Origin of the sequence: Pseudomonas sp. TH06 (genome assembly GCF_016651305.1) — a bacterium.
In the GTDB taxonomy this organism is placed as follows: domain Bacteria; phylum Pseudomonadota; class Gammaproteobacteria; order Pseudomonadales; family Pseudomonadaceae; genus Aquipseudomonas.
This window is the reverse complement of sequence record NZ_JAEKEC010000001.1, coordinates 3,682,375-3,703,096: the sequence shown is the minus strand read 5'-3', so window position 1 is coordinate 3,703,096 and position 20,722 is coordinate 3,682,375. Positions and strand designations below refer to the sequence as shown.

General features: G+C 59.3%; 12 protein-coding genes. 4 read left to right on the top strand and 8 right to left on the bottom strand.

What is annotated here, in order from left to right:
* Window positions 1-4: 4 nt before the first annotated feature.
* The 6 genes from JFT86_RS16665 to JFT86_RS16640 form a co-directional block, all read right to left on the bottom strand.
* A complete protein-coding gene (locus JFT86_RS16665; RefSeq protein ID WP_201237511.1) occupies window positions 5-496 on the bottom strand; it encodes a sigma-70 family RNA polymerase sigma factor in 492 nt (163 codons plus the stop codon).
* A gap of 141 nt (window positions 497-637) precedes the next feature.
* Entirely contained in the window at window positions 638-5,017 is a 4,380-nt protein-coding gene (locus JFT86_RS16660) for an AAA family ATPase (RefSeq protein WP_201237510.1), read from the bottom strand.
* The gene (locus tag JFT86_RS16655) at window positions 4,995-5,831 is read right to left on the bottom strand and encodes a hypothetical protein (protein WP_201233139.1); all 837 of its coding nucleotides are present in this window, start codon (window positions 5,829-5,831) and stop codon (window positions 4,995-4,997) included. The genes JFT86_RS16660 and JFT86_RS16655 overlap by 23 nt, the downstream gene beginning before the upstream one ends.
* A 577-nt stretch (window positions 5,832-6,408) precedes the next feature.
* Window positions 6,409-10,875: a hemagglutinin repeat-containing protein gene (locus JFT86_RS16650; protein WP_201237509.1), complete on the bottom strand. Its 4,467-nt coding sequence runs from the start codon at window positions 10,873-10,875 to the stop codon at window positions 6,409-6,411.
* A gap of 113 nt (window positions 10,876-10,988) precedes the next feature.
* Entirely contained in the window at window positions 10,989-12,716 is a 1,728-nt protein-coding gene (locus tag JFT86_RS16645; RefSeq protein WP_201237508.1) for a ShlB/FhaC/HecB family hemolysin secretion/activation protein, read from the bottom strand.
* A gap of 108 nt (window positions 12,717-12,824) precedes the next feature.
* Window positions 12,825-13,958: an MFS transporter gene (locus JFT86_RS16640; protein WP_201237507.1), complete on the bottom strand. Its 1,134-nt coding sequence runs from the start codon at window positions 13,956-13,958 to the stop codon at window positions 12,825-12,827.
* A gap of 101 nt (window positions 13,959-14,059) precedes the next feature.
* On the opposite strand from JFT86_RS16640, the gene JFT86_RS16635 reads away from it, so the two are divergent.
* From JFT86_RS16635 to JFT86_RS16625, 3 genes are all read left to right on the top strand, one after another.
* Entirely contained in the window at window positions 14,060-14,824 is a 765-nt protein-coding gene (locus tag JFT86_RS16635; RefSeq protein ID WP_201233143.1) for a helix-turn-helix transcriptional regulator, read from the top strand.
* A gap of 96 nt (window positions 14,825-14,920) precedes the next feature.
* Window positions 14,921-16,039, top strand: a complete 1,119-nt coding sequence (locus JFT86_RS16630) for an HlyD family secretion protein (RefSeq protein ID WP_201237506.1) — start codon at window positions 14,921-14,923, stop codon at window positions 16,037-16,039.
* The gene (locus JFT86_RS16625; protein ID WP_201237505.1) at window positions 16,036-17,628 is read left to right on the top strand and encodes a DHA2 family efflux MFS transporter permease subunit; all 1,593 of its coding nucleotides are present in this window, start codon (window positions 16,036-16,038) and stop codon (window positions 17,626-17,628) included. The genes JFT86_RS16630 and JFT86_RS16625 overlap by 4 nt, the downstream gene beginning before the upstream one ends.
* Window positions 17,629-17,737: 109 nt before the next feature.
* On the opposite strand, the gene JFT86_RS16620 is transcribed toward JFT86_RS16625, so the two are convergent.
* A complete protein-coding gene (locus JFT86_RS16620; RefSeq protein WP_201237504.1) occupies window positions 17,738-18,178 on the bottom strand; it encodes a carboxymuconolactone decarboxylase family protein in 441 nt (146 codons plus the stop codon).
* Between the two features lie 178 nt (window positions 18,179-18,356).
* Between JFT86_RS16620 and JFT86_RS16615 the strand changes: the two genes are divergently transcribed.
* Complete coding sequence (locus JFT86_RS16615; protein WP_201237503.1) at window positions 18,357-18,656, top strand: hypothetical protein; 300 nt, start codon at window positions 18,357-18,359, stop codon at window positions 18,654-18,656.
* Between the two features lie 204 nt (window positions 18,657-18,860).
* Here the strand turns inward: JFT86_RS16615 and JFT86_RS16610 are convergent, their stop codons facing one another.
* A complete protein-coding gene (locus JFT86_RS16610) occupies window positions 18,861-20,429 on the bottom strand; it encodes a diguanylate cyclase (protein WP_201237502.1) in 1,569 nt (522 codons plus the stop codon).
* Window positions 20,430-20,722: the final 293 nt, after the last annotated feature.

Sequence of the window (20,722 nt, the reverse complement as noted above, 5' to 3'; positions counted from 1 at the left end):
CAACTCATGAATGCAACCCGTCCAGTCGATCACGCAAGTGCCGCAGGGTGCGGATCATATACTTTTCGACCATGTTCTTGGACAGTCCCAGGCGTTCGGCGATTTCTGCCTGAGTCAGGCCCTCGATCTTCTGCCAGACGAAAATCTTCCGGCAGTTGGCCGGCAGCTCGGTGAGCGCCCGTTCGATGGAGTCGGCCAACTGGATCGCATGCATGTAATGCTCCGGGTCGCCGGACGACGACTCACCGTGATCGATTGCCTCCGACTCCATGGCGCCCCGTCGATCCTCACGCCGATAGCCGTCGACCGCAATATTGCGCGCGGTCTGGTGCAAATACGCCCGGGGTTGCTGCACCGCCGTCGAATCGGACTCAAGCACCCGCACAAAGGTGTCGTGCGCCAGATCCTCGGCCTGCGAGCGATTGCGCAGGCGACGAGTCCAGGTGCCGATCAACTCTTCGTAATGCTCGAAAAAGCCGGGTCTGCGAGGACGCATGGGGGTATGGGCGACGTGCTGAGGAAAGGGGCGTGAATAGTAATGCTTCCTATTAAGGCGAAGCAATGGATTCCGGTGGCCACTGATCTAGCAATGGCCGCCGGTTACCGTTCAGCTGAGAATAACGATTACGTTACCGCGTCAATTGCCTTTCGGATTACGGTCTGCAGATGCCACCAGCATCTGTTCATCAAGAGCGATCATCACTAATCCGTTATGGGTTGCTACAACCATGCGGGCCATTGCGGTGAAGCAGATTCCACGAATCGGGGAGGTGATACTGATTTGAAACAGGGCATTCAATTCGCCGTCCCAGAATCGGACTACACCGTCCTCCCCCCCTGATGCCAAAAGTGGCGATGGGCTGGCATCGCAGAATGCCAAGGCCTGAATGCGCCCATTGAGGTGAGTGCCTGGTTGGCACGCCAGACGTTCTCCGCTTGGGTAATGCCACAAGGCAATTCGACCTGAATCAGTGCCGGCAGCGATCAACTCGCCATCCATGCTTTGCGCCAGAGAAAGCACTGCGGCTATGCCGCTACCCGGTATGCGCCAAGTATCAAACAGTGAAAGCCTGGGCATTTCAGAGGGTGGAACCGGATGCTGCGCAACCATGATCTGCGAATACTTGCTGGCGAATACGATTCGCGCTACATCATCGCCAGCGAGACAAACCAGACTCATGATGGGCTTGTCTTCTTCGCCGTAACTGAGCTGATAGTTCCACTTGGCTCCAAACTCATTGCGAAGAGTATTGATTTCCAGTTTTGAACGCAGATTCCATATGCGAACGGCGTTCACGTTGGCTTGACTCACCGAAGCCACAACCATCGGTTCGTCGTCGATCCGGACGACTTGTACCTGGGTCACATCATCGCCTGCCTGAATCACCGCCGAGAGGTCTAGTTGACCTCCTGCCGGAACCAGACAGATAACCCCCCGAATGGCGACGACCAGCAGCAGTTTTCCCTCATCCACATAACCGGTTATTGCGTGGATTCGTTGATTCGGAATGATTTCACACGTCCAGGTCAGGTTGCCGCTCATCTCATCGATCGCCACGACCTCTCCGGCGGCGGTGCCACAGTAAATCGTGTTGGACGCGATGGAGTCCATGAACATGCATTTGACGTGGCCTGGAAAAAATTGGCCTTCCTGTACAGAGCGCGCCGGCGGTTGTGCGTCCCTCAAGCTCCACATATTGACTGAGCCCGCGTTGCTACTCAGATAATAATGACTTGTGCCCAAGTTGAAGCTGTCGGTACGGAACTCCTCCGTCCAGTAGCCATCGATGCGCGTGACCGATGTCAATGTTGAAGAGATTTCGACCGGATTGGCTACCTCAATGTTCTGGCTTTCAATTGTCCCGTCTTCAGCCAGCAGATAAAGAATTTTTGAAGCTTGTGACTCACACAGCCAAGCCCCTCGTTTGTCCTCCGGAGCGCAATAGACAAGAATGATTTGTTCAGGCCGGACTTGCCAAATTCGAGGTGGTCGGAAAAAATCGTTGGTTACCGCATACGTAGCACCACCCACCATGTGCAGGCGGATTGATGAAATGCATTCGCTTTCAATCGTGGCAGGTATTTCCCATAGAAACTCCAGATCAAGCTTCCACATTCTCAGGGTTCTGGCACATCGCGCACCATCGAAGAAACTACTGCCTGCTGACAGAATTCGAAGACCGTCGAACGTAAAAACAATCGCCACAGCCAGAATCCGGGCGCGTGAAGCAGCGGCTCTGTGATGAATCAGGCCGAGGTCAGTCAAATCCCAGACTCGTAGATCACCTTCCAGCTCAGCTCTGTCATCTAAGCGGGTACGTGCAAGCGTTCGCTCATGAGCACTCACACACAGAAAGCGATCACCTTCCCGGCATACCGTCAGCGCAGTGATGCGACCGTTCTGCTCAGCGAAAGGGACATAAATGTCGCGCTTGGTTCGAAGATTCGTTGTCGCCAGCCAACCCTCCTCCCCACTCGCAACCAATACTTCACCGCTTGGCGTTGCGATGATTGCCAAGTGTGAAATCCGGCTGCCCACAATGGGATGCCAAGCCGCCAACTGCTTGCCATTGTCGAGCTGAAAGACTTCAATCAATCCATCCTCGCGCCCGACCAGTGCCACCGGAGTACGGTCATCCCATTGACCGAGACTCAGTGCGGTCACTCGTGAATCTCGCGAAACCAGCACGCTGTTGCCTTCCGGCGGATTCCAGGTCGCCCAGAGTGGCATCCACCGAGAGCGTTCCTCGCCCGGCAAGGGCACTGATTCATCAATCCCGTTCTGCAGGGATGCCAGTGCAAGGTAGGATCGACGCTCTGCTTCGGGCAATTCCCGCAAAGCCCCAAAGGCTCGCAAATAGGCCTGAACCATCGGCTGATCGATGGACGACTGAGGGTTGAGATAACGGCGCAAAATAGCCGGATCACTGACCACCAGAAATGCCGGATCGTCGAGTAGCGCCTGCAACATGCCCGCCTTGACTGCGAAGCTTGCGGCATGACGTTTCAGATAAGGATGGGCACGCAGCCAGTCGTGACGCCCCTCGGAATTTGCAGGTACACAGGCCAGCAACGCTTGCCACAATTGGCATGAAAGGGCCGGGGCCTGCCCATCACTTTCGAGCAGGTGCTCTGCCAACTGCTCATGGTATAGCCGATAAACCGACCGGTCGCCCTCCATGGACTCCACAATGAAGGGCGCCGCAAATTTGCGCACGGCAATGATATCCGCGTCGGTGATCGTCTGACCGCTCAAGGCGCTGGCCGCTGAACGCCATAAATCGGCCCACGGCAAGCCCTCACCTTCGGCAAAAGCCAAAGCCAGCAAAACCGCGCGGGCAGTTGTGATATTCAGCCCCTCTTTACCCTCCTCCAAGGGGGCCAGATACTGATTGAATGCGTCAGCCAACTCGGTTGATAGATGATCCATCCAGCCAAGGCGGCTCGTGTCGACCAATTTGCCCATCTTGAACAGCCTGAGTGCGACGGTATGTGCCACCAGAAACACGTTCTTCGCTCGCTGGGCGACAGCCTCGGCCACCTTTCGAGCGATTTCGGGATGCTTGCGATAAGGCGTGAAGCGCCGTGGTTCTTCGCTGGCTAACAGCCGTCGCTCGACATACAGCGCAACCTCGCCGGGCTCTGTATGCAGCGAATGTTCGAGATTGACTTCCACAGTATCTGGCCCAAATCCCTCGAAACGCTGTTGCAATGAAGTAGCGTCGGGCCGAGTCCCCACTAACAGAAAGACATGCTTGAATGTCGCCAATGGCAACAACAACTGCTGCAAAATAATCTGGCTGTCGGCAGCTTCATCCAGAGCATCAATGACAATCACCGTTTTTCTGCCGCGTTTTTTTAGTGATTCAAGCACCGATGGCAAGTCACGATCCGACAGATCCAGCTTGTCCGCGATCTCGTTCAAGACCTCGCTCAACAGTTTGTGCCGGGCATGTACGGCGACATTGACGATACCTTCAGGTGGCATGTCAGCAACGTCGAATGAAGATCCATCGACTGCAAGTACCCGATCGCGAAAGCTCGGCTCAGACAGCGACACGATGCGCCCCAACAATGCTGATTTGCCTGTTCCCGGGCCACCGGTCACTACCAAAACGCGCCCATGAGTATCGACCTGTGCGAGCCACTCTCCTATTTCCCGCAACGCGCGATGACGGCCGGTGAAATAGCTCCCGACCCACCCACCTTCGACCCCTCCGGCTTTGGGTAACCAATGTTCATCAAACACTCGCTGGCTGGCCAGATCCAGGCCTGGGCCAATATGAGGGCGGTACTGGGGATTGGGGAACAACAGGCAACGACCTTTGAGGTTTGCCCCCGCCAATTGAGCTTCCTGCTTGGGAAAGCGTTCGGCGAGATATTCTCTGATCGCCTCCATCACTTCGTCCATGGCCAGGTAGCGCTGCGTAGCACCGCCGAACTGACCGTCGGGATTAGCCAACGCTTTAGCCAACGCCTTGCTCAAGGCGCCCTCATCCGCCTCATCTCGCGATCGCGTTGCCGCGATGACATAGGCCGGACTCAATGAAGGCCGCTGCCTGATCAGATCGGCCGCTATTCTGAGAAAATCACCAGCTCCCGTGCCGGCGTAACAGACATCAAGGATCAAGAGAACCTGCGCTGCTCTGGTCTTGATCAGAATCTGTGCCAGATCGACGACTTTTACCGCCAGCGCTGGGTGATCCTCAGCCGCCTGCTGTGACTCACGGGACAATAAATAGAGTTGGTTGTCACTTTCACCATGTCCCGTGTAATAGAGCACCAGCAAATCGTTTTCAGTGCAGTCTGCACAAGCTTTGAAAATAGAATCCTGCAGTTCTCGGGGATCCATATCAAGTTCTGCCGGTACGACCTCATAGTGCAATGCAGCGAAGGCCGACTTGATTGTTTCAACTTCGTCCGGAACCTGCGACAGCGTTGCATGGTTATCGAATTGACTGGTGCCAGTGGCAAGCAGACGACGTCGATAAGTATCAGATAGCGGCTGCGATGGCATCTCCCACCTCCCGGGTCGTGAGGTAGCGGCTCGCATCGTGGACTTTCATGCCATTGGCGACACTTACATCGACAATTCGCGGCATGAACAAGGGCTCAAGTTTTTTCGTCAGGGCCACTACATCACCGCTGTCTGAAATATTGGTCCAGTGCTGCACGTTGCCAGGCCATGCACCAAGCTCACGTTGCGGTGCGGGTTGCAGGGCATCGAAAATCAGATTACGGATGCCCAGTGGCGAACCCAATGTAATCAAGTGCTGGACGGGCCACTGAGGGTTTGCGCATAAAGCCTCGTAGGCAACCACTGACCCCAAAGAATGGGCAACAATCAACCGTGTATCGTCATTCACCCATTTTTCAATACTGGCACGAGCGGCCTGACGGATTGAATCGTCATGGAAGTATCGATAGACCTGCTTCAAATCACTGATCATCACTTTTTCCAGCTGACCGGAAAAAAATTTTGATCGTGTCAATGCATTGAGTCCGCGCTGGACGAACGTCACCAGACCCGCTTTGGTGGTCTCGTCAGGTGCGCGAACAGCGGGATCAATTCTGGCCGCCTCCTCCCACCATGCCTTGAGCAGTTGCGCCTCCCAGGCATCGACATCCTCGGCGCTGTAGGGCGGTATCGCTCCTTTACCCTTCGGGCGAAACAAGTCCCCATAGAAGGCACATTTGAAGGTTACTTCGTCAGGCAATTCTCGTCCGGCACGCGCGAGACCATCCTTGAGCGCCGGCAGCCATTGGTCGCTCAACGTGTTTTCACCACCAAACTGATGACCGATGCCGTGCACACCAATGATCGTTGCCATTGTTCACCCCTTATCTTTTGACGCTCGGCACTCAGAGTTCTGAAGCCATCCATGGAAACCCGAAGCGCAACTAGTGGCCATTGGGTATTAACGACATATTACTGACTTTACTCGTGCCTGGTCATTTGCGCAGACCTTAGCGGCGTTGATATTTTCCCTGCCCAGCCGGACGCATTTCATCAATCCCACCACTGCCCCTCACCCCGGATCAGATCTCACAAACGACGTCCGGTGAAGAACGCGCCATGCTTTGGCAGTTTGTGGTCACTGACCTGTTCGACCAGAGCAGATACGCACAATCGCCAGTGCCAAATCCACGGTTTCACACGCCTGCCAGCATCACAGGCAATCGTTTGATTTAATAACGGCAGGTATTAGCGGTGACGCTGTGCGTTGTGCCTATAACTCGTGTAGTCAAGAGGAGCTAGACGGGACACAACAGCCCTCGCAGCTTTGCTGCGGGCACAAAAAAACAGGAGCAAGCCTGCTCGCAAAAGCGTCGCATCAGTCAGGTATTTCGCTGACAAAATGGACGCCTTCGCGAGCAGGCTCGCTCCCACAGGTTTTGTGCTGGGGATCAGCCTTTTTCGTCGATGCCCGCTTGCAAGGTCTGGCTGTCCAGATGACCGCTGAGGGTGACCGGGCCGACTTTCAGGTTGCCGTTTTCAAAGGAAACTTTCGGCGCGTTTTCTTCCTTTTTCTGTGGCAGATCAAGCCCGGCTTTCACAGCGTAATCGAGGTTGCTCAGGTCAGTGCTGCCAACCTTCGAACCACCCAGATCAACCTTGCCTTCAGTCGATGAAATCCGTGCGCCGGTCAGTTGCGTGGCGCCATTGACGTTGAGGTTCACACCCTGTCCACCACTTATGCCGGAGGCTTGCTTGACGCTGTCCTTGTGCGCGTATTCACCTTGGGCTTTCAGGGTTGGCTTGTAGTCGGTGCCGGCGAGTTTTTCCTTGTCGCTCGGTGGATTCTTTTTCGCGGTCAGGCCCAGATCGACATCGACTTTGGCGTGGGTCTGCGAGTCCTGACGGCTTTCGACGGTCAGGTCACCGGCAATGTTGCCGCTGACATTCTGCGCATCGATCCGCGCACCCGACAGCTGTGCATCACCCGCGCTGTTCAGCACCAGCGTGTCAGCCTTGATCTGGCTGTTCTGCTGCGTAGTGCCTTGCAGGTAATCCACGCCCACTTTGGCCCCGGCGTTGAAGCCGTGGTCGCTGCTGGCTTTTTCCTCGGCAGCGGTCGGGATTTTGCTGCTCAGGTTACCGCCGGCATTCAGCGCCACATTCCAGTTATTGCGGCTGTCGGTGGATTGCGCCGACTCCTGCACGTAACCGCCCTTCTGCGCATCGACACTGACATTTGGCGCAGTGACCTGGGTGCCTTGCAGACGCACCGAGTCGCCGCTCAACGCGATACCGCTATGCCCATTGAGTTGCCCACCAGTGAGGGTTTGCGAGTGCTCATTGACCCGACCGATGTTGAAGTTGCCACTCAGATTGCCGCCCTGATCACGGCTCTTCTCGCTGCTGGTCTTGCTGCCGCCGCCCTTCAAGCCGCCGCCGAGATTGCTGCCGGTGGCGTCGTGGGTGTCGGTGGCAGCTTGCAGATCGAGTTTGCCGTTGGCGTGCAAATCGATGGCGCCAGCGCTATCGATTTTCGTGCCTTGCTGGGTCTGATTGCCGCCGCTGTTCAGTTGCACGCCGTTACCGCTGATGCTCGCGACATGCGCCTGAGTGTCAGTGGTTTGCTTACCCGTGTGATCGAGCTGGAAACCGGCGCCGAGGTCGACGTTAGTGCCGTCGGTGCCCGGCAAGGTGCCGACGGTCAGCGAGGCATTGCCACGCAGGCCGGACTCGCTGCTGTGCTGGCGGTCGGTGGCCTGATTCAGTGCCAGATCGCCGCCGGTCTTGATATTGACACCGCCCTGCCCGCCGTCGAATCGACTGCCTTCAAACTGCGCGTCACCGGCGGTTTTGATGCTCACACCCTGGCTGCCGGCATAACCGCCGACCACTGCCGTGGAGCTGTCCTTGGCGGACTGGCTGCTGCCACCCGCGCCGCTGCCGGCGACGTTCACGTCTTCACCGGTTTTGGTGTAGACGCGCACGTCGACCTTGGCATCCACGGCGTTGGCGCTGCTGCTGTGGGTGTCGCTCGCCGCATCGGCAAGCAGTTTGTCGGCGCTGATGTTCACTTTACCGGCGCTGGCGTTGTACTGAGTGCCTTGGTCGTGCAGGGTGCCGGTGACATTGACATCAACGCTTCTGCCGTCGAAACGGCTGACCACCGCGTTGCTGCTTTGCTCGGTTTTATCAGCGCTACCGTGACCGATCGCCACGTCGATACCGACGTTCGGTTGACCCAGATTGCTCAACGCATCCTTGTCCGGCACCTTGCCGTTCAACACCTCTTTGACGACACCGGCAATCGGCCGGGCGATGTCTTTGTACTCGACGTTGGCGCCGATGTCCGCCGACCAGTTGCTCTCGGTGTGAGTGCTGCTTTCAGTGTTGCTCGCTGCGCGGTTGTCGACTTCGTTGGCCGCGATGTTCAGACCGTTGCCAGCCTTTACTTGCGCACCTTCGGTGGCGAGTTTGTCTGCGTTGATCGTCAGGCCACCGGCACTCTGCACACTGCTGGTTTGCGCAGTGGTCTTGCTGTTGCTGTCCTGCGCAGTGCTGTGGGCGAAATCGACGCCACTGCCGGCGCGGTCGAGACCGCCGGTGTAGTAGAAACCGCCGCCGGTGCTGCTCTTCTCGGTGGTGGTCGTGTGGCTGTCCTGCTCTGCCAGCAACGACACGTTTTTGCCACTCAAGGTCGCATCGCCAGCGGTGGATTTCACCTCGCCGCCCTTGACGGTCAGATCGCCGCCGGCCTTCACCTGTACGGTGCCGCCGCTGAGGCTTGAGCCTTGCTGAACGACATCGTTTTTAGCGACCGTCTGCTGCTTGTCTTCATAATGAATTCCGGCGCGATATTGCTCCGGCGTCTGCTCTTTGGCGTAAGCATCGAAGCCGCGTGTCTGCGTGCTGTCGGTACTGTCGTGGCTGTTCTGCGCGGAATGCACATTGACATCCCCCGCCGCGTCCGCCGTCAACGCACCGCCCGCCTTGACCGTCGAGCCGGCGACCTCAATGTCCTTGGCGCTTTTGAGCTTGAGGTTGCTGTCGGACACCAGTTCGCTGCGCACCGTGGTGCTGTCCTTGGCGTTCTGCCGCGACTCGTCCTTGGTGATGCCGAAGAACTTGCTGTCCTTGTCGTGATTGTTGCTGTGCGACGTGTCCTGCACGCCGTCGATCACCAGCGAATCGGTGTCGCTGATCACGCTCGCGTCGGTGCCACCGCGCACCTGGCTGCCGCTGATGCGCACGTCGTCAGCCTTGACGATCAGTTTGCCGGCGGCGTTGATCTTGCTGCCCTGATGCTGGGTCTGGCCTTTGTCGGCATCGCCGGTCTTGCCGAAGAAACCACCGCCGACCAGATCGCCGGAATAGCGGTTGTCGCTGCTGCGATTGGTCCGTGTGGCGGTGCTGATTTCCACTTGTTTTCCGGCCAGTTGCAGGTCGCCCGAGCTGTTCAGCTCGGCGCCTTCGGAGCGCAACAGTGCGGCAGTTTGCAGGGCGATATTGCCGGCCTTCAACTGGCTGCTGATGCTGCGCTGCTCTTCGCTACTGGTGTTCCAGTCGGCTTTCCACAGGTGCTTGCGATGATTGCCCTGATCGGTCTGGGTGTGGCTTTCGGTGGCGGCGGTCAGGCGCAGATCGCCGGCGCTTTTCACGTCAAGATTCTTCGCCGCTTCAACCTTGGCGGCTTTGAGTTCGGTATCTTTACCGGACGACAGTTTTGCATCGCGGCTGGCAACGATCTGGCTGCCGTGCTGTCGCGATTCGCTGTCGGTCTGGGTGCGGTCGTAGGTTTCCCAGGTGATGCCGATGGTGCTGTTGTTCCAGTTCTCGCGCTTTTCCTGGAGTTTGCGACTTTCGACGGTGCTCAGGGTCAGGTTGCGTTTGGCCTCGACGGTGACATCGCGGCCGCTGACATCGGTGGCGGCCAGGGTCAGGTCCTTGCCGCTGTGCAAACCGACATCGCCCTGACTGCTGCGGATGCCTGCGCGGGTCACGTCGAGGCTGTTGGCCACGGCCTCACCGCTGACACTGAGGTCACCGGCCGAGCGAATCTGCACGCCGTCGCGACCAGCGACCTGCACCGCGCCAACGCGCACGCCCGCCCCTTCGGCGGTGCTGACAATGTTGATGCGTCCGGCCTGCATCGCGCCGAACAGGCTGGCGTCGATCCGCTGATCGCCCGTGCTGCCCGCCGGGTCGACGGCTTTCATCTGACCTGTGGCGTAGTCGATCTGATTGCGCCCGACGGTGAGGTTCAGTTGATTGCGGGCACTGAGCGCGCCCTGGCTGTCGATACGCGGGGCGATCAGGTTGATCGAGCCCTCGCCGTTACGCAGCCCGCCGCTCTGAATCTGCAACTGGCCGCTGGCGTCGCGGGTGTTCAGGCCTTGCAGTTTGCCGTCGTTCAATTCCGGGCGACCGACCACCAGATTGGCGTTCGGCGTGTTGATGAAACTGCCGCCATTCACCGAAATGCCGTTGGGGTTGGCCAGCACGTAATCGGCAGAACGACCGAAAATTTCCTGCGCGCCGTTGATCGCCGACGGGTTGCGGCTGATCACTTCGTTGAGAATCACGCTCGCGGCTTGCCCTTGCAGTTGCGGGTTGGCCGCGAGTTGCCCGGCGAGCTGCGATTGCCCGGCCTGCAGAGCGTTGTTCAGCACCAGACCCTGACGGTCGACGTTGTAGTCGAGGAACTGGTTATGCGACAGGCCCGAGCCGTTGGGCGCGACGATGTTGACGATGGGCACACCGCCCTGGGTCTGCAATTGCGCGGTGCCGCCTGGGCCCGGTGCGACCACGACGCCGCCGGCCATCGCGTTCGGCAGGTGCACGGCGAAGAACAGGCTGGCAATCGCCCAGCGCAATTTGCCCCGAGGCGAAAGATGAAATGCAAAGGTGTGTGCTGGCATAAAAACGTCTCCATGTGAGTACGGCATCACGTCGCGCGATTTAATCCTGGCCGTGGCTGTCGCGCTCAGATCCAACGGCTGTTTGTTCACTGCGTTGTTTGTTTATGTAGCGTTCATATTTGCAAACCGACCCGCATCAGCCAGGTTTCGGGCTCGTGTTGCAGACCGTTCGGCCTGCTGAGTGCGCGCTGGTAATCGACATCGACACTGAAGTTTTTCCAGCCCAGATTCAGCCCGACACTGGCACCACTCAAGCGTTGGCCCTGAGCGTCGTGATCAGCCTTGATATAGCCATGGTCGAGGCCGATGCGCGGAGTCATCTGCACTGGCCATTCGCTGCGCAGCGGCAGGCGCAAAGTGTTGCGCCAGATCGCGCCGCTGGCGCCCGACGCACTGCTGACCCGATAGCCGCGCACCGCCGAATCGTCGGTGCCGAGCAGTTGCTCGATGGCCGGCAACGGGTCGGGGCTGTACTGCAAATTGAGTTGGCTCTGCCACTGCCACGCCTGCGCGCCGAGCTGGCCATTGCGCCACTGACTGAGGCTGGCGCGGTACTTGTGGAACTGTGCCTTGGGCAGGTTGTTGATCTGATGCTGCGAGTCGTCATCGGCGCCGAACCAACGCAAACCCTGGGCGTAATTGACATCGAGGTTCCACACCGCGCGGTCTAACCAGAACAGATTGAGTCCGGCTTCAGCCACCGTCAGGGTCGGGCTCTGAATGCCCAGCCGCACGTTTTCCAGATAGCTGTCGACGTTTTTGTGTGCGAGTTGCAGGTTGGCGCTGAGCTGACGGCTCTGATCGCGCCACAACACACGATCGGCGCGCAGGCTGACTTGATCGGTGATCCCTGTGCTGTGGAAAGTCGTGCTCGGCAGTTTGAACGGCGCACGGTATTCGGCGTGACTGGCGAATACGCTGTAGGTCCAGTAACCGTAGGGGATCGCGTAATACAGGCTGGCGTTGCGGCTGTAGCGGTCGCCCTGATTCAAGGTGTCGCTGGCGCTGAGGCTCAACAGGTCGTTGAGCTCCAACGGGCTGTCGAGGCTCAGGCTGACCGTATCGCGGTCGCGCCCGGTGCTGGCGCTGCCGAGGTTGTCGAACCCCGCATTCAAGGCCCAGCGCGACTGCCCGGAGGTCCGTGAACGGAGGATGATCCGCGAGGCGCCGGGTTGGCTGCCGGGGGCGATGTCGGCGGTCAGATCAATCGAGCGCAGGCGGTTCAACTGATCCAGGCCTTGCTCCAGATCACGCAGGTTCAGCGGCCCGCCGAGCATCCCCGGGAACGCACCGCCCAGCGATACCGGCAGACTCTGATCAGCCAGTTCGATGGACTCGATGTAGCCTTCGTCGACCATGATGTCGAGCGATTGTCCCGCCGCAGGTGCGCTGCTCAGGTAAGGGCGGCTGGCGATGTAGCCCTTCTCCACGTAGATCGCGGTGAGGGTGGCGAGCAGATGATTGATCTGACCAACGCCCATGCACGGCGCCAGCAACGGCTTGATGCGTGCATTGAGCGAGTCGCTGTCGATCAGCGTCACACCGCCGATGCGCGTGCCGCTCAACGGCCAGCAGCACTCGTCGGGCGCGACGGTTTGCGGCATCGTCGGCGTGGCAGGTGCCGGCCCGAACGCCCCGCGCTCCAATTGGCGCTTTCGTTGTTCAAGTTGCAGTTGTTGCAGATCGCGTTGTTGCTGTTGCTGCTGGCGCAGCACTTCCTGGCCCGGCGCGACAGGTTCGGCAGCTTCAAGCGAAGAGGCACACACACTCAACAGCAAGGCCGACAACAGCGGGCAACGCGTGGAACGACGACGAGAAACAGCGCAAAGCGAATACGGCACGCAACATCCTTGCGATCATCAAATGGCGTAATGCCACCCTATCAATGATCGTGATAGTCGGAGCCCTCCTACACAAATGCAAGACGCTTCCTACAGCGCTTACACTTCTTAAACAATTGCTTTTGTTGCCTTTATCGCCAGCAGCAACGCCACGGTGCTGCACGCTATCAGGGTTTCCCCGAGGGCTTGAGAACTACCGGCGAGCATCAATCCCGCGCCGATCAGCAAGTAATAAAACAGCCCCAGCAACGCGCCGGCAGTGCCCAGACAATCCGGGTAATTGACCAGTGCGGTGCCGAGAATATTTGGAATCGCCATGCCGAACGCCAGTACCACCAGCAACATCGGCAGCACGAACACACCGCCGTCCTGCAGCCACCAGACACCGAGGCCACCCAGCAAACCGCTGAACGCCGCGAGACGAATCAACTGCAAAGCGCTGAACCCTGCTTTCAACAATTGCTTGTTGAGCCATGCTCCAAACCCTGAGCCCAACGCGAGGATCACGCCGCTGTATCCGAACGCCGCTTCACTCAAGCCGATTCGCTTGAACAAAAACGGACCAAGGCTGTAATAGCTGAACAACGCAATGTTGAATGAGGCGACCCACAGTGCCGAACGCCAGATCCCGACATCGCGCAACATGCGCACAAGAGTTTCCAACAGGCCTACCGAAGCCACCGGTAACACACGGGTTTCCGGCAGAGCGCGCCAGCTCCAAAGCCACAGCAGCACAGCGATCAGCAACAACGCGCCGAGCACACCGCGATAACCAAAGCCCTGTACCAGCCCCGCACCACTAAACAGGCCAATCGCGGGGCTGGCGGCCAGCGCCATGCCCACCAGCGAAAACACCTGCGCCAGTTCCGCGCCCTGGAAGCGGTCGCGCAACAGGGTTTGCGTCACCACCGAACCGACGGCGGCGCCGAACGCCGCCAAGGCTTGGGCCATCAACAGTTGCTGGAAAGTGCTGGCACTCAAGCCAATGACGATGGCCACCGCGTAGATCGCCAGCCCGGCGAGCATCGATGGGCGCCGACCAATCCGGTCACACACCCGACCCCAGGTCACCACACCAAAGGCAAATGCCAGAAAATACACCGACAACGTCTGCGCCGCTGCCTGCGGGCTGACGTCGAACGCCTGCGCAATGTCGCCAAGCGCCGGGCTGTACAAGGTCTGGGCGATCTGCGGAAACATCAACAGCGCAATCGCCAGTAGCAATAAGTTTCGATTGTTCATTTTTCGTTTACTCCCCAAGCTAAAACTGCAGAGGAGTTTATGAAGCGTCGACTGGCGTATTATCCAGATCCCGCCAACTTATCGCTTAAATCGGACAATCCATGGCTTGGCTCAATGCCCACGCGACGTTTGACCCGGATCTTTATCCGGCACCGGTAATCGGCATCGCCTCCACATTGGGCGATCACGACTCCGGGCTGCACCGCCATCAACGCGGGCAATTGCTCTACACCCGACAAGGCTGCACCCGCATCACCCTTGCGCAACAGTTGTGCCTGCTGCCGCCCTCGCGTGCGGCGTGGATTCCACCGGGCGTCGTTCATCGTGCGGTGATGCAGCAAAGTGTCGATTACCGCTCTATCTATTTGTCGCCCGAGCTGTGCTGCGAACTGCCGCAACAGGTCTGCGTGTTCGAAGTCAGCCCACTCCTGCGCGCTGTGCTGGAGCCCATGGCACTGGCAGACTTCGACAGTGATTGGCGGCAGGGCAAATTCGTCCACCTGCTGGGTCTGTGCTTGAGCGAGATGAGCGATGCGGCGCAACAACCCATGCTTTTGCCCCTGCCCCGGGACAAACGCCTCGCACCGTTGCTGATGTCTCCCGAACAATTGCCACCGGAACTGCAGGTGCTGGAGCAGCAGATCGGCGCCAGCGCCCGCACCATCGGCCGGATCTTCCAGCGCGAAACCGGCATGAGCTACCAGCAATGGCGCCAGCAGTGGCGGCTGATGCGCGCCATGGAATTGCTCGCCACCGGGCGCAGCCTCAGCTACTGCGGGTTTGAGTTGGGCTTTGCCAGCGACAGCGCGTTCATCGCGTTCTTCAAATCAATGACCGGCAGCACGCCCGGCCATTGGCTCAAGTAGGCACCTGACGACTGGCGACAAAAATAAATTGCCAGGAAATATTACCTACGTCATATTACGATCGTAATAACTCCCCGTTTGCGCAGGTATTACGCCATGACCAGCATGCCCAGCCTCGAACCCGACCTCGCTGTTCCGGTCAAGACCAAACCGCCGCTGCTTAAACGCTTGTTGATTCCCGGCGCCGGTTTGATCGCTCTGGCGTTTGCCGGTGTGTATGCCGTGCACTGGTGGGGCGCCGGGCGTTTTCTCGAAGAAACCGACGATGCCTATATTGGTGGCGACGTCACGGTGATCGGGCCGAAAGTCGCCGGCTACATCGACGAAGTGCTGGTCAGCGACAATCAGCACGTCAAGGCTGGCGACGTGTTGATCCGCCTCGATGCCCGTGACTATCGCGCCAACCTCGCCAAAGCCGAGGGCGCGGTGGCTGCCGAAGAGGCGCTGCTGGCCAACCTCGATGCCACCGAGCAACTTCAGCAAGCGGTGATCGGCCAGGCCCGCGCCGGCATCGATGCAGCCGGTGCCGAAACCGCGCGTTCGCGGGATGACAACGCCCGCTACAAACGCCTGGTGACCACCAACGCGGTCTCGGTCGAAAGCGCCCAGCGTGCCGACGCCACCTTCAAAACCGCCCAGGCCTTGAGCGCCCGCGCCCAAGCTGAACTGCTCGCCGCGCAACGCCAACTGGCGGTCATCGATACGCAGAAACAACAGGCCCGCGCCGCCCTCCAGCAAGCCCGTGCCGAACGCGATCTGGCGCAGCTCAACCTTGGTTACACCGAACTGCGCGCACCGGTTGACGGCGTGATCGGCAACCGCCGCGCACGGGTCGGCGCCTACGCGCAGGCCGGTTCGCAGCAACTGTCGGTGGTGCCGGCCAGCGGCTTGTGGGTCGATGCCAATTTCAAGGAAGACCAATTGGCGCGGATGAAGCCCGGCCAGCGCGTGAGCATCCGCGCCGATGTGCTGTCCGGTCAGGAATTCCATGGCCGTCTCGACAGCCTCGCCCCGGCCACCGGTTCACAGTTCAGCGTACTGCCGCCGGAAAACGCCACCGGCAACTTCACCAAAATCGTCCAGCGCGTGCCGGTGCGCATCCTCCTCGACCCGGCCGATGGCGTGCTCGGCCACTTGCGTCCGGGCCTGTCGGTGACTGCCGAAGTCGACACCCGCGCACAAACTGAAACCAGCGCCGTGGCCGTCGCGCCATGAGCGCCACCCTCGCCGCTCCCGCGCAGCCGTTCAACGCGGCGGACATGGCCACCGCGACCAAGGTGTTTGCCTTCGCGACGATGTGCATCGGCATGTTCATTGCGTTGCTGGATATCCAGATCGTCTCGGCGTCGTTGCGTGATATCGGCGGCGGCCTGTCCGCCGGTACCGACGAAACCGCGTGGGTGCAGACCAGTTACCTGATCGCCGAAATCATCGTGATTCCGCTGTCGGGCTGGTTGTCGCGAGTGTTCTCCACGCGCTGGCTGTTCTGCGCCTCAGCGGTGGGTTTCACCCTCGCCAGCCTGCTCTGCGGCGTGGCCTGGAATATCCAGAGCATGATCACTTTCCGCGCCCTGCAAGGTTTTCTCGGCGGTTCGATGATTCCGCTGGTGTTTACCACGGCGTTCTTTTTCTTCACCGGCAAACAACGGGTGATTGCTGCGGCGACCATCGGCGCGGTGGCGTCGTTGGCGCCAACAATGGGGCCGGTGATCGGTGGCTGGATCACCGATATTTCTTCATGGCACTGGCTGTTCTACATCAACCTGGTTCCGGGGATTTTTGTCGCCGTGGCGGTGCCGATGCTGGTAAAGATCGATCAGCCGGAATTGTCGCTGCTCAAGGGTGCGGATTATCTGAGCATGGTGTTTCTCGCACTGTTTCTCGGCTGCCTGGAATACACCCTCGAAGAAGGCCCACGCTGGAACTGGTTCAGCGACCAGACCATCCTGACCACCGCGTGGATCAGTGGTCTGGCAGGATTGGCCTTCATTGGCCGCACCTTGCACGTGGCCAATCCTATCGTCGACCTGCGCGCATTGAAGGACCGCAACTTTGCCCTCGGCTGCTTATTTTCGTTCGTCACCGGGATTGGCCTGTTCGCAACGATTTATCTGACGCCGCTGTTTCTCGGGCGGGTGCGTGGCTACAGCGCGCTGGACATTGGTCTGGCGGTTTTCTCCACCGGGGTGTTCCAGATCATGGCGATTCCGCTGTATGCCTTTCTGGCCAACCGGATTGATCTGCGCTGGATCATGATGGTCGGGCTGGCTCTGTTCGCGGTGTCGATGTGGGAGTTCAGCCCGATCACCCACGATTGGGGAGCGGGGCAATTGATGCTGCCGCAAGCCTTGCGCGGCATCGCCCAGCAATTGGCAGTGCCGCCGGCCGTGACGTTGACGTTGGGTGGGTTGGCGCCAGCCCGCCTGAAGCATGCGTCGGGCTTGTTCAACCTGATGCGCAACCTCGGCGGTGCGATCGGGATTGCGGCGTGCGCGACCATTCTCAATGATCGCACCAACCTGCACTTCACCCGATTGGCGGAACATCTGAACAGCAGCAACGAGGCGATGAATCAGTGGCTGTCGCAGGTCGGCGGCAACCTCGCGGCGCTGGGCCAGAGCGGTGACGTCGGCGTCACTGCCAGCCTGCGCCAGTTATGGCTGCTGACCTACCGCGAGGCGCAGACGCAAACCTACGGCGACACGTTTCTGATGATTATGGTGTGCTTCGTCATCGCCACGGCGATGGTGCCCTTGATGCGCAAGGTACAACCACCGGCCGCGCCGAGTGCCGACGCACATTGACTTGAAGGCCCCTTGCAGGAGCTGCGGCACGCTGCGATCTTTTGATCTTGCTCTTAAAAACAGGATCAAAAGATCGCAGCGTGCCGCAGCTCCTACAAGGAATATTGCGTCAGATCTGTGGGGTTTTGCGGAAGCCTACCGCCAAACGATTCCAGCTGTTGATGGTGCTGATCGCGACGGTCAGATCGACCATTTCTTTCGGCGTGAACTGCGCAGCGACCACTTCGTAATCTTCATCCGGAGCGTGGGTCAGGCTCAGTTGGGTCAGCGATTCGGTCCACAGCAGCGCGGCACGTTCACGCTCGCTGAAGAACGGCGCTTCACGCCATGCGGTCACCGCGAACAGACGACGTGGGGTTTCACCGCCCTTGATCGCGTCAGCCGTGTGCATGTCGATGCAGAAGGCGCAGCCGTTGATTTGCGAGGCACGCAGTTTGACCAGTTCGATCAGGGTCTTTTCCAGCGGCAACTTGGAGACGGCGGTTTCCAGGGCGATCATCGCTTTCAGGGCGTCCGGGGAAGCGGTGTAGAAATCGGTACGAGCGTTCATGGCGGGTTTCCGGGGCAAGTGAATGTGTGACTACGTTAGTCCCGGCGAGTGGTTCGGCAAATAGCCAATATTCCAGAAGATCAGGAGGCCACTCGATTGACCGCTCGTCACTCGACCGGCACCAAGTCTGCGGCGCGTCAGACCAATATCAGGTAAATCCCCTTTCTGGAGACGGATCATGATGACGCGCAAACTTACCTCGTTATTGCTCGCTGGCCTGCTTGCCACGGCCTCCGCCGCGACCTTCGCGGCCAACGATGGCGCTGATGCCACCGGCACCAAATCCGGCGGTGCCACCAGCTCGACCATGCCACCGGACAACACGCCGGGCGCACCTTCGGGCGGCACCAACTCTGGCGGCGCAGGTTCAGGAACCGGCACCAATGGCGGCGCCAGCGGTTCGGGCTCGGGTGCCGGTGGTGGCACCGGTTCAGCGGGTGGCGGAACGGGCGGTGCCGGTGGTGGCACCGGCGGCTGAACGAACAAGAGCCATCCGTGGTAAATGAATCGAGTACCCACCCTGTACTGAATGTTCACTCTGTGGCGAGGGAGCTTGCTCCCGCTGGACTGCGTAGCAGGCCCCTGCTTTTGAAGTCAAAGAGCGGGCCGCTTCGCGCCCCAGCGGGAGCAAGCTCCCTCGCCACAGGGGTAGCAGGTCTCTTCAGGTAAAGGGATTTGTGTATCAGCGGTCAGAACGCATCAATTCCGCGATGCTGTCATCCATCGACAGCACTGCCGCCCGATTGCGCCCGGCATTTTTCGCCTGGTACAACGCCGCATCCGCCCGCTGGATAAACACTTCCGGGTTGTCATTGCCATTGGGGATAAACGCATAGCAGCCCAGACTCACGGTGAGATAACCGGTCGGTGAGCCGCTGTGGGTGATGCGTTTGTCGATCACGCTGCGGCGAATCTGCCCGGCAATCGCCAGCGCGCCGTTGATGTCGGTGTCGGGCAGCAACACCGCAAACTCCTCGCCGCCATAGCGCACCGCCAGATCCGACTTGCGCTGGCAGCAGTTCTTCAGCACTTGAGCAACCTGTGTCAGGCATTGATCGCCGGCCACATGCCCATAGGCGTCGTTGTAACGTTTGAAAAAATCGATATCGAGCATGATCAGGCTGACCGGACTGACCTGCCGTGCGCCTCGGGCAAATTCGATTTCCAGCGAGCGCTCGAACAAGCGCCGATTGGCCAGCCCGGTGAGGCTGTCGTGAGTCGCGATCTGTTCCAGCGCCCGTTGTGCCTTGCGCAAGTTCTTCTCGATCCGTTCGCCATCGCGCACCTGATGGATGAACACCCAGCCGAACAGACCGACGCCAAGAATCACCAGCGCCACAATCACGCTGGACTGGAACGCCCGCTCGTACCAACCCTTGAGAATCGTATCCCGCGAAGTCCCGGCAGACACCACCAGCGGATACGACGCCAGTTGCCGATAGCCATACATACGAGTGATGCCATCGACTACCGAATTGATCATCGCCGTACCGGCCGCCGCATTGGGCAACTGCTTTTGATAGATCTCGCCCTGCGCCAGTGATGTGCCGATCAATGACTCATCAAACGGCCGCCGCGCAAGCAATGTGCCGTCAGTCAAACCAAGGAACATGATGCCGTTGTCGTCAAGGCTGAAACTTTCGAAGAACTGGTCGAAGTAGGCCATCTTGATCCCGGCCATCAGCACGCCCTGGAAATTGCCGGCCTGGTCATTGACGCGTTTGGAGATGGGGATGATCCACTCACCGTTCTCACGGCTGCGAATCGCCGGGCCGATGTGCGCCACCGTCGAGGCGTTCTGCTGGTGAAATTTGAAATACTCGCGATCAGCCACGCCATTGCCACGGGGCAGATCGGCGAATGAGGTAATCACCCACTGACCCTGACGGTCGAACAGAAACATGCCGTGCAACTGATTCAGTTGCTGCACGCGACGGGCCAGGGTCTTCTGCAGTCGCGGCCGCTGCGCCGCGCCGTAACCGTCGTCCTGAATCCAGTCGACCAGGCTGGTCATCACCAGATCCGCCGCCAGGAACGTGTCCTCGGCCTGCTGCGCCATCGCCCGGGTCAGGTTGTTCGACGCCATTTGCGCCACCGCCAGATCCTGGCGCCGCGACTGCTCCAGTTGCAGATACAGCAAACCGAACAGGCACAGACACACCGCAACGATAAACAGCGCCGCCGCTTTGCGTAGCGGCAGACGTTTAAGCGTGCCGGGAGCCTGATGTGGATCGTGAATGGGGATAGGCAAAACCGTGTCCTGGGCAGGTACGACAAGGGCGCGAGCCCGAAACCCTTATATTTTGTGAGCGTAGTTCACGGGTAAGCAGGGGGCAAACGCCCTGTTCCCGCCCAGTAGTATCGGCGCGCTGCGGATTTGGATGACCGCTACGGGGAGATTTATTTTCGTTTGCCTGTTTCGGTGAGATTGCCGTATCAAGCGGTGTGTACGGTTTTTCCGGATTTAGCGCCGACTGAACGGGCGCTGGTCTGGGCATGAAAGGGTGTTGAGCGGGGTGCAGCGAGGCCATAAACCCTGTGGTG

Bases quoted from the DNA above. Each gene is read 5' to 3' on its own strand.
- JFT86_RS16615 (WP_201237503.1), top strand. From the start codon at position 18,357: ATGATGACGCGCAAACTTACCTCGTTATTGCTCGCTGGCCTGCTTGCC.
- JFT86_RS16650 (WP_201237509.1), bottom strand. From the start codon at position 10,875: ATGCCAGCACACACCTTTGCATTTCATCTTTCGCCTCGGGGCAAATTG.
- JFT86_RS16620 (WP_201237504.1), bottom strand. From the start codon at position 18,178: ATGAACGCTCGTACCGATTTCTACACCGCTTCCCCGGACGCCCTGAAA.
- JFT86_RS16665 (WP_201237511.1), bottom strand. From the start codon at position 496: ATGCGTCCTCGCAGACCCGGCTTTTTCGAGCATTACGAAGAGTTGATC.
- JFT86_RS16640 (WP_201237507.1), bottom strand. From the start codon at position 13,958: ATGAACAATCGAAACTTATTGCTACTGGCGATTGCGCTGTTGATGTTT.
- JFT86_RS16625 (WP_201237505.1), top strand. From the start codon at position 16,036: ATGAGCGCCACCCTCGCCGCTCCCGCGCAGCCGTTCAACGCGGCGGAC.
- JFT86_RS16655 (WP_201233139.1), bottom strand. From the start codon at position 5,831: ATGGCAACGATCATTGGTGTGCACGGCATCGGTCATCAGTTTGGTGGT.
- JFT86_RS16635 (WP_201233143.1), top strand. From the start codon at position 14,060: ATGGCTTGGCTCAATGCCCACGCGACGTTTGACCCGGATCTTTATCCG.
- JFT86_RS16630 (WP_201237506.1), top strand. From the start codon at position 14,921: ATGACCAGCATGCCCAGCCTCGAACCCGACCTCGCTGTTCCGGTCAAG.
- JFT86_RS16660 (WP_201237510.1), bottom strand. From the start codon at position 5,017: ATGCCATCGCAGCCGCTATCTGATACTTATCGACGTCGTCTGCTTGCC.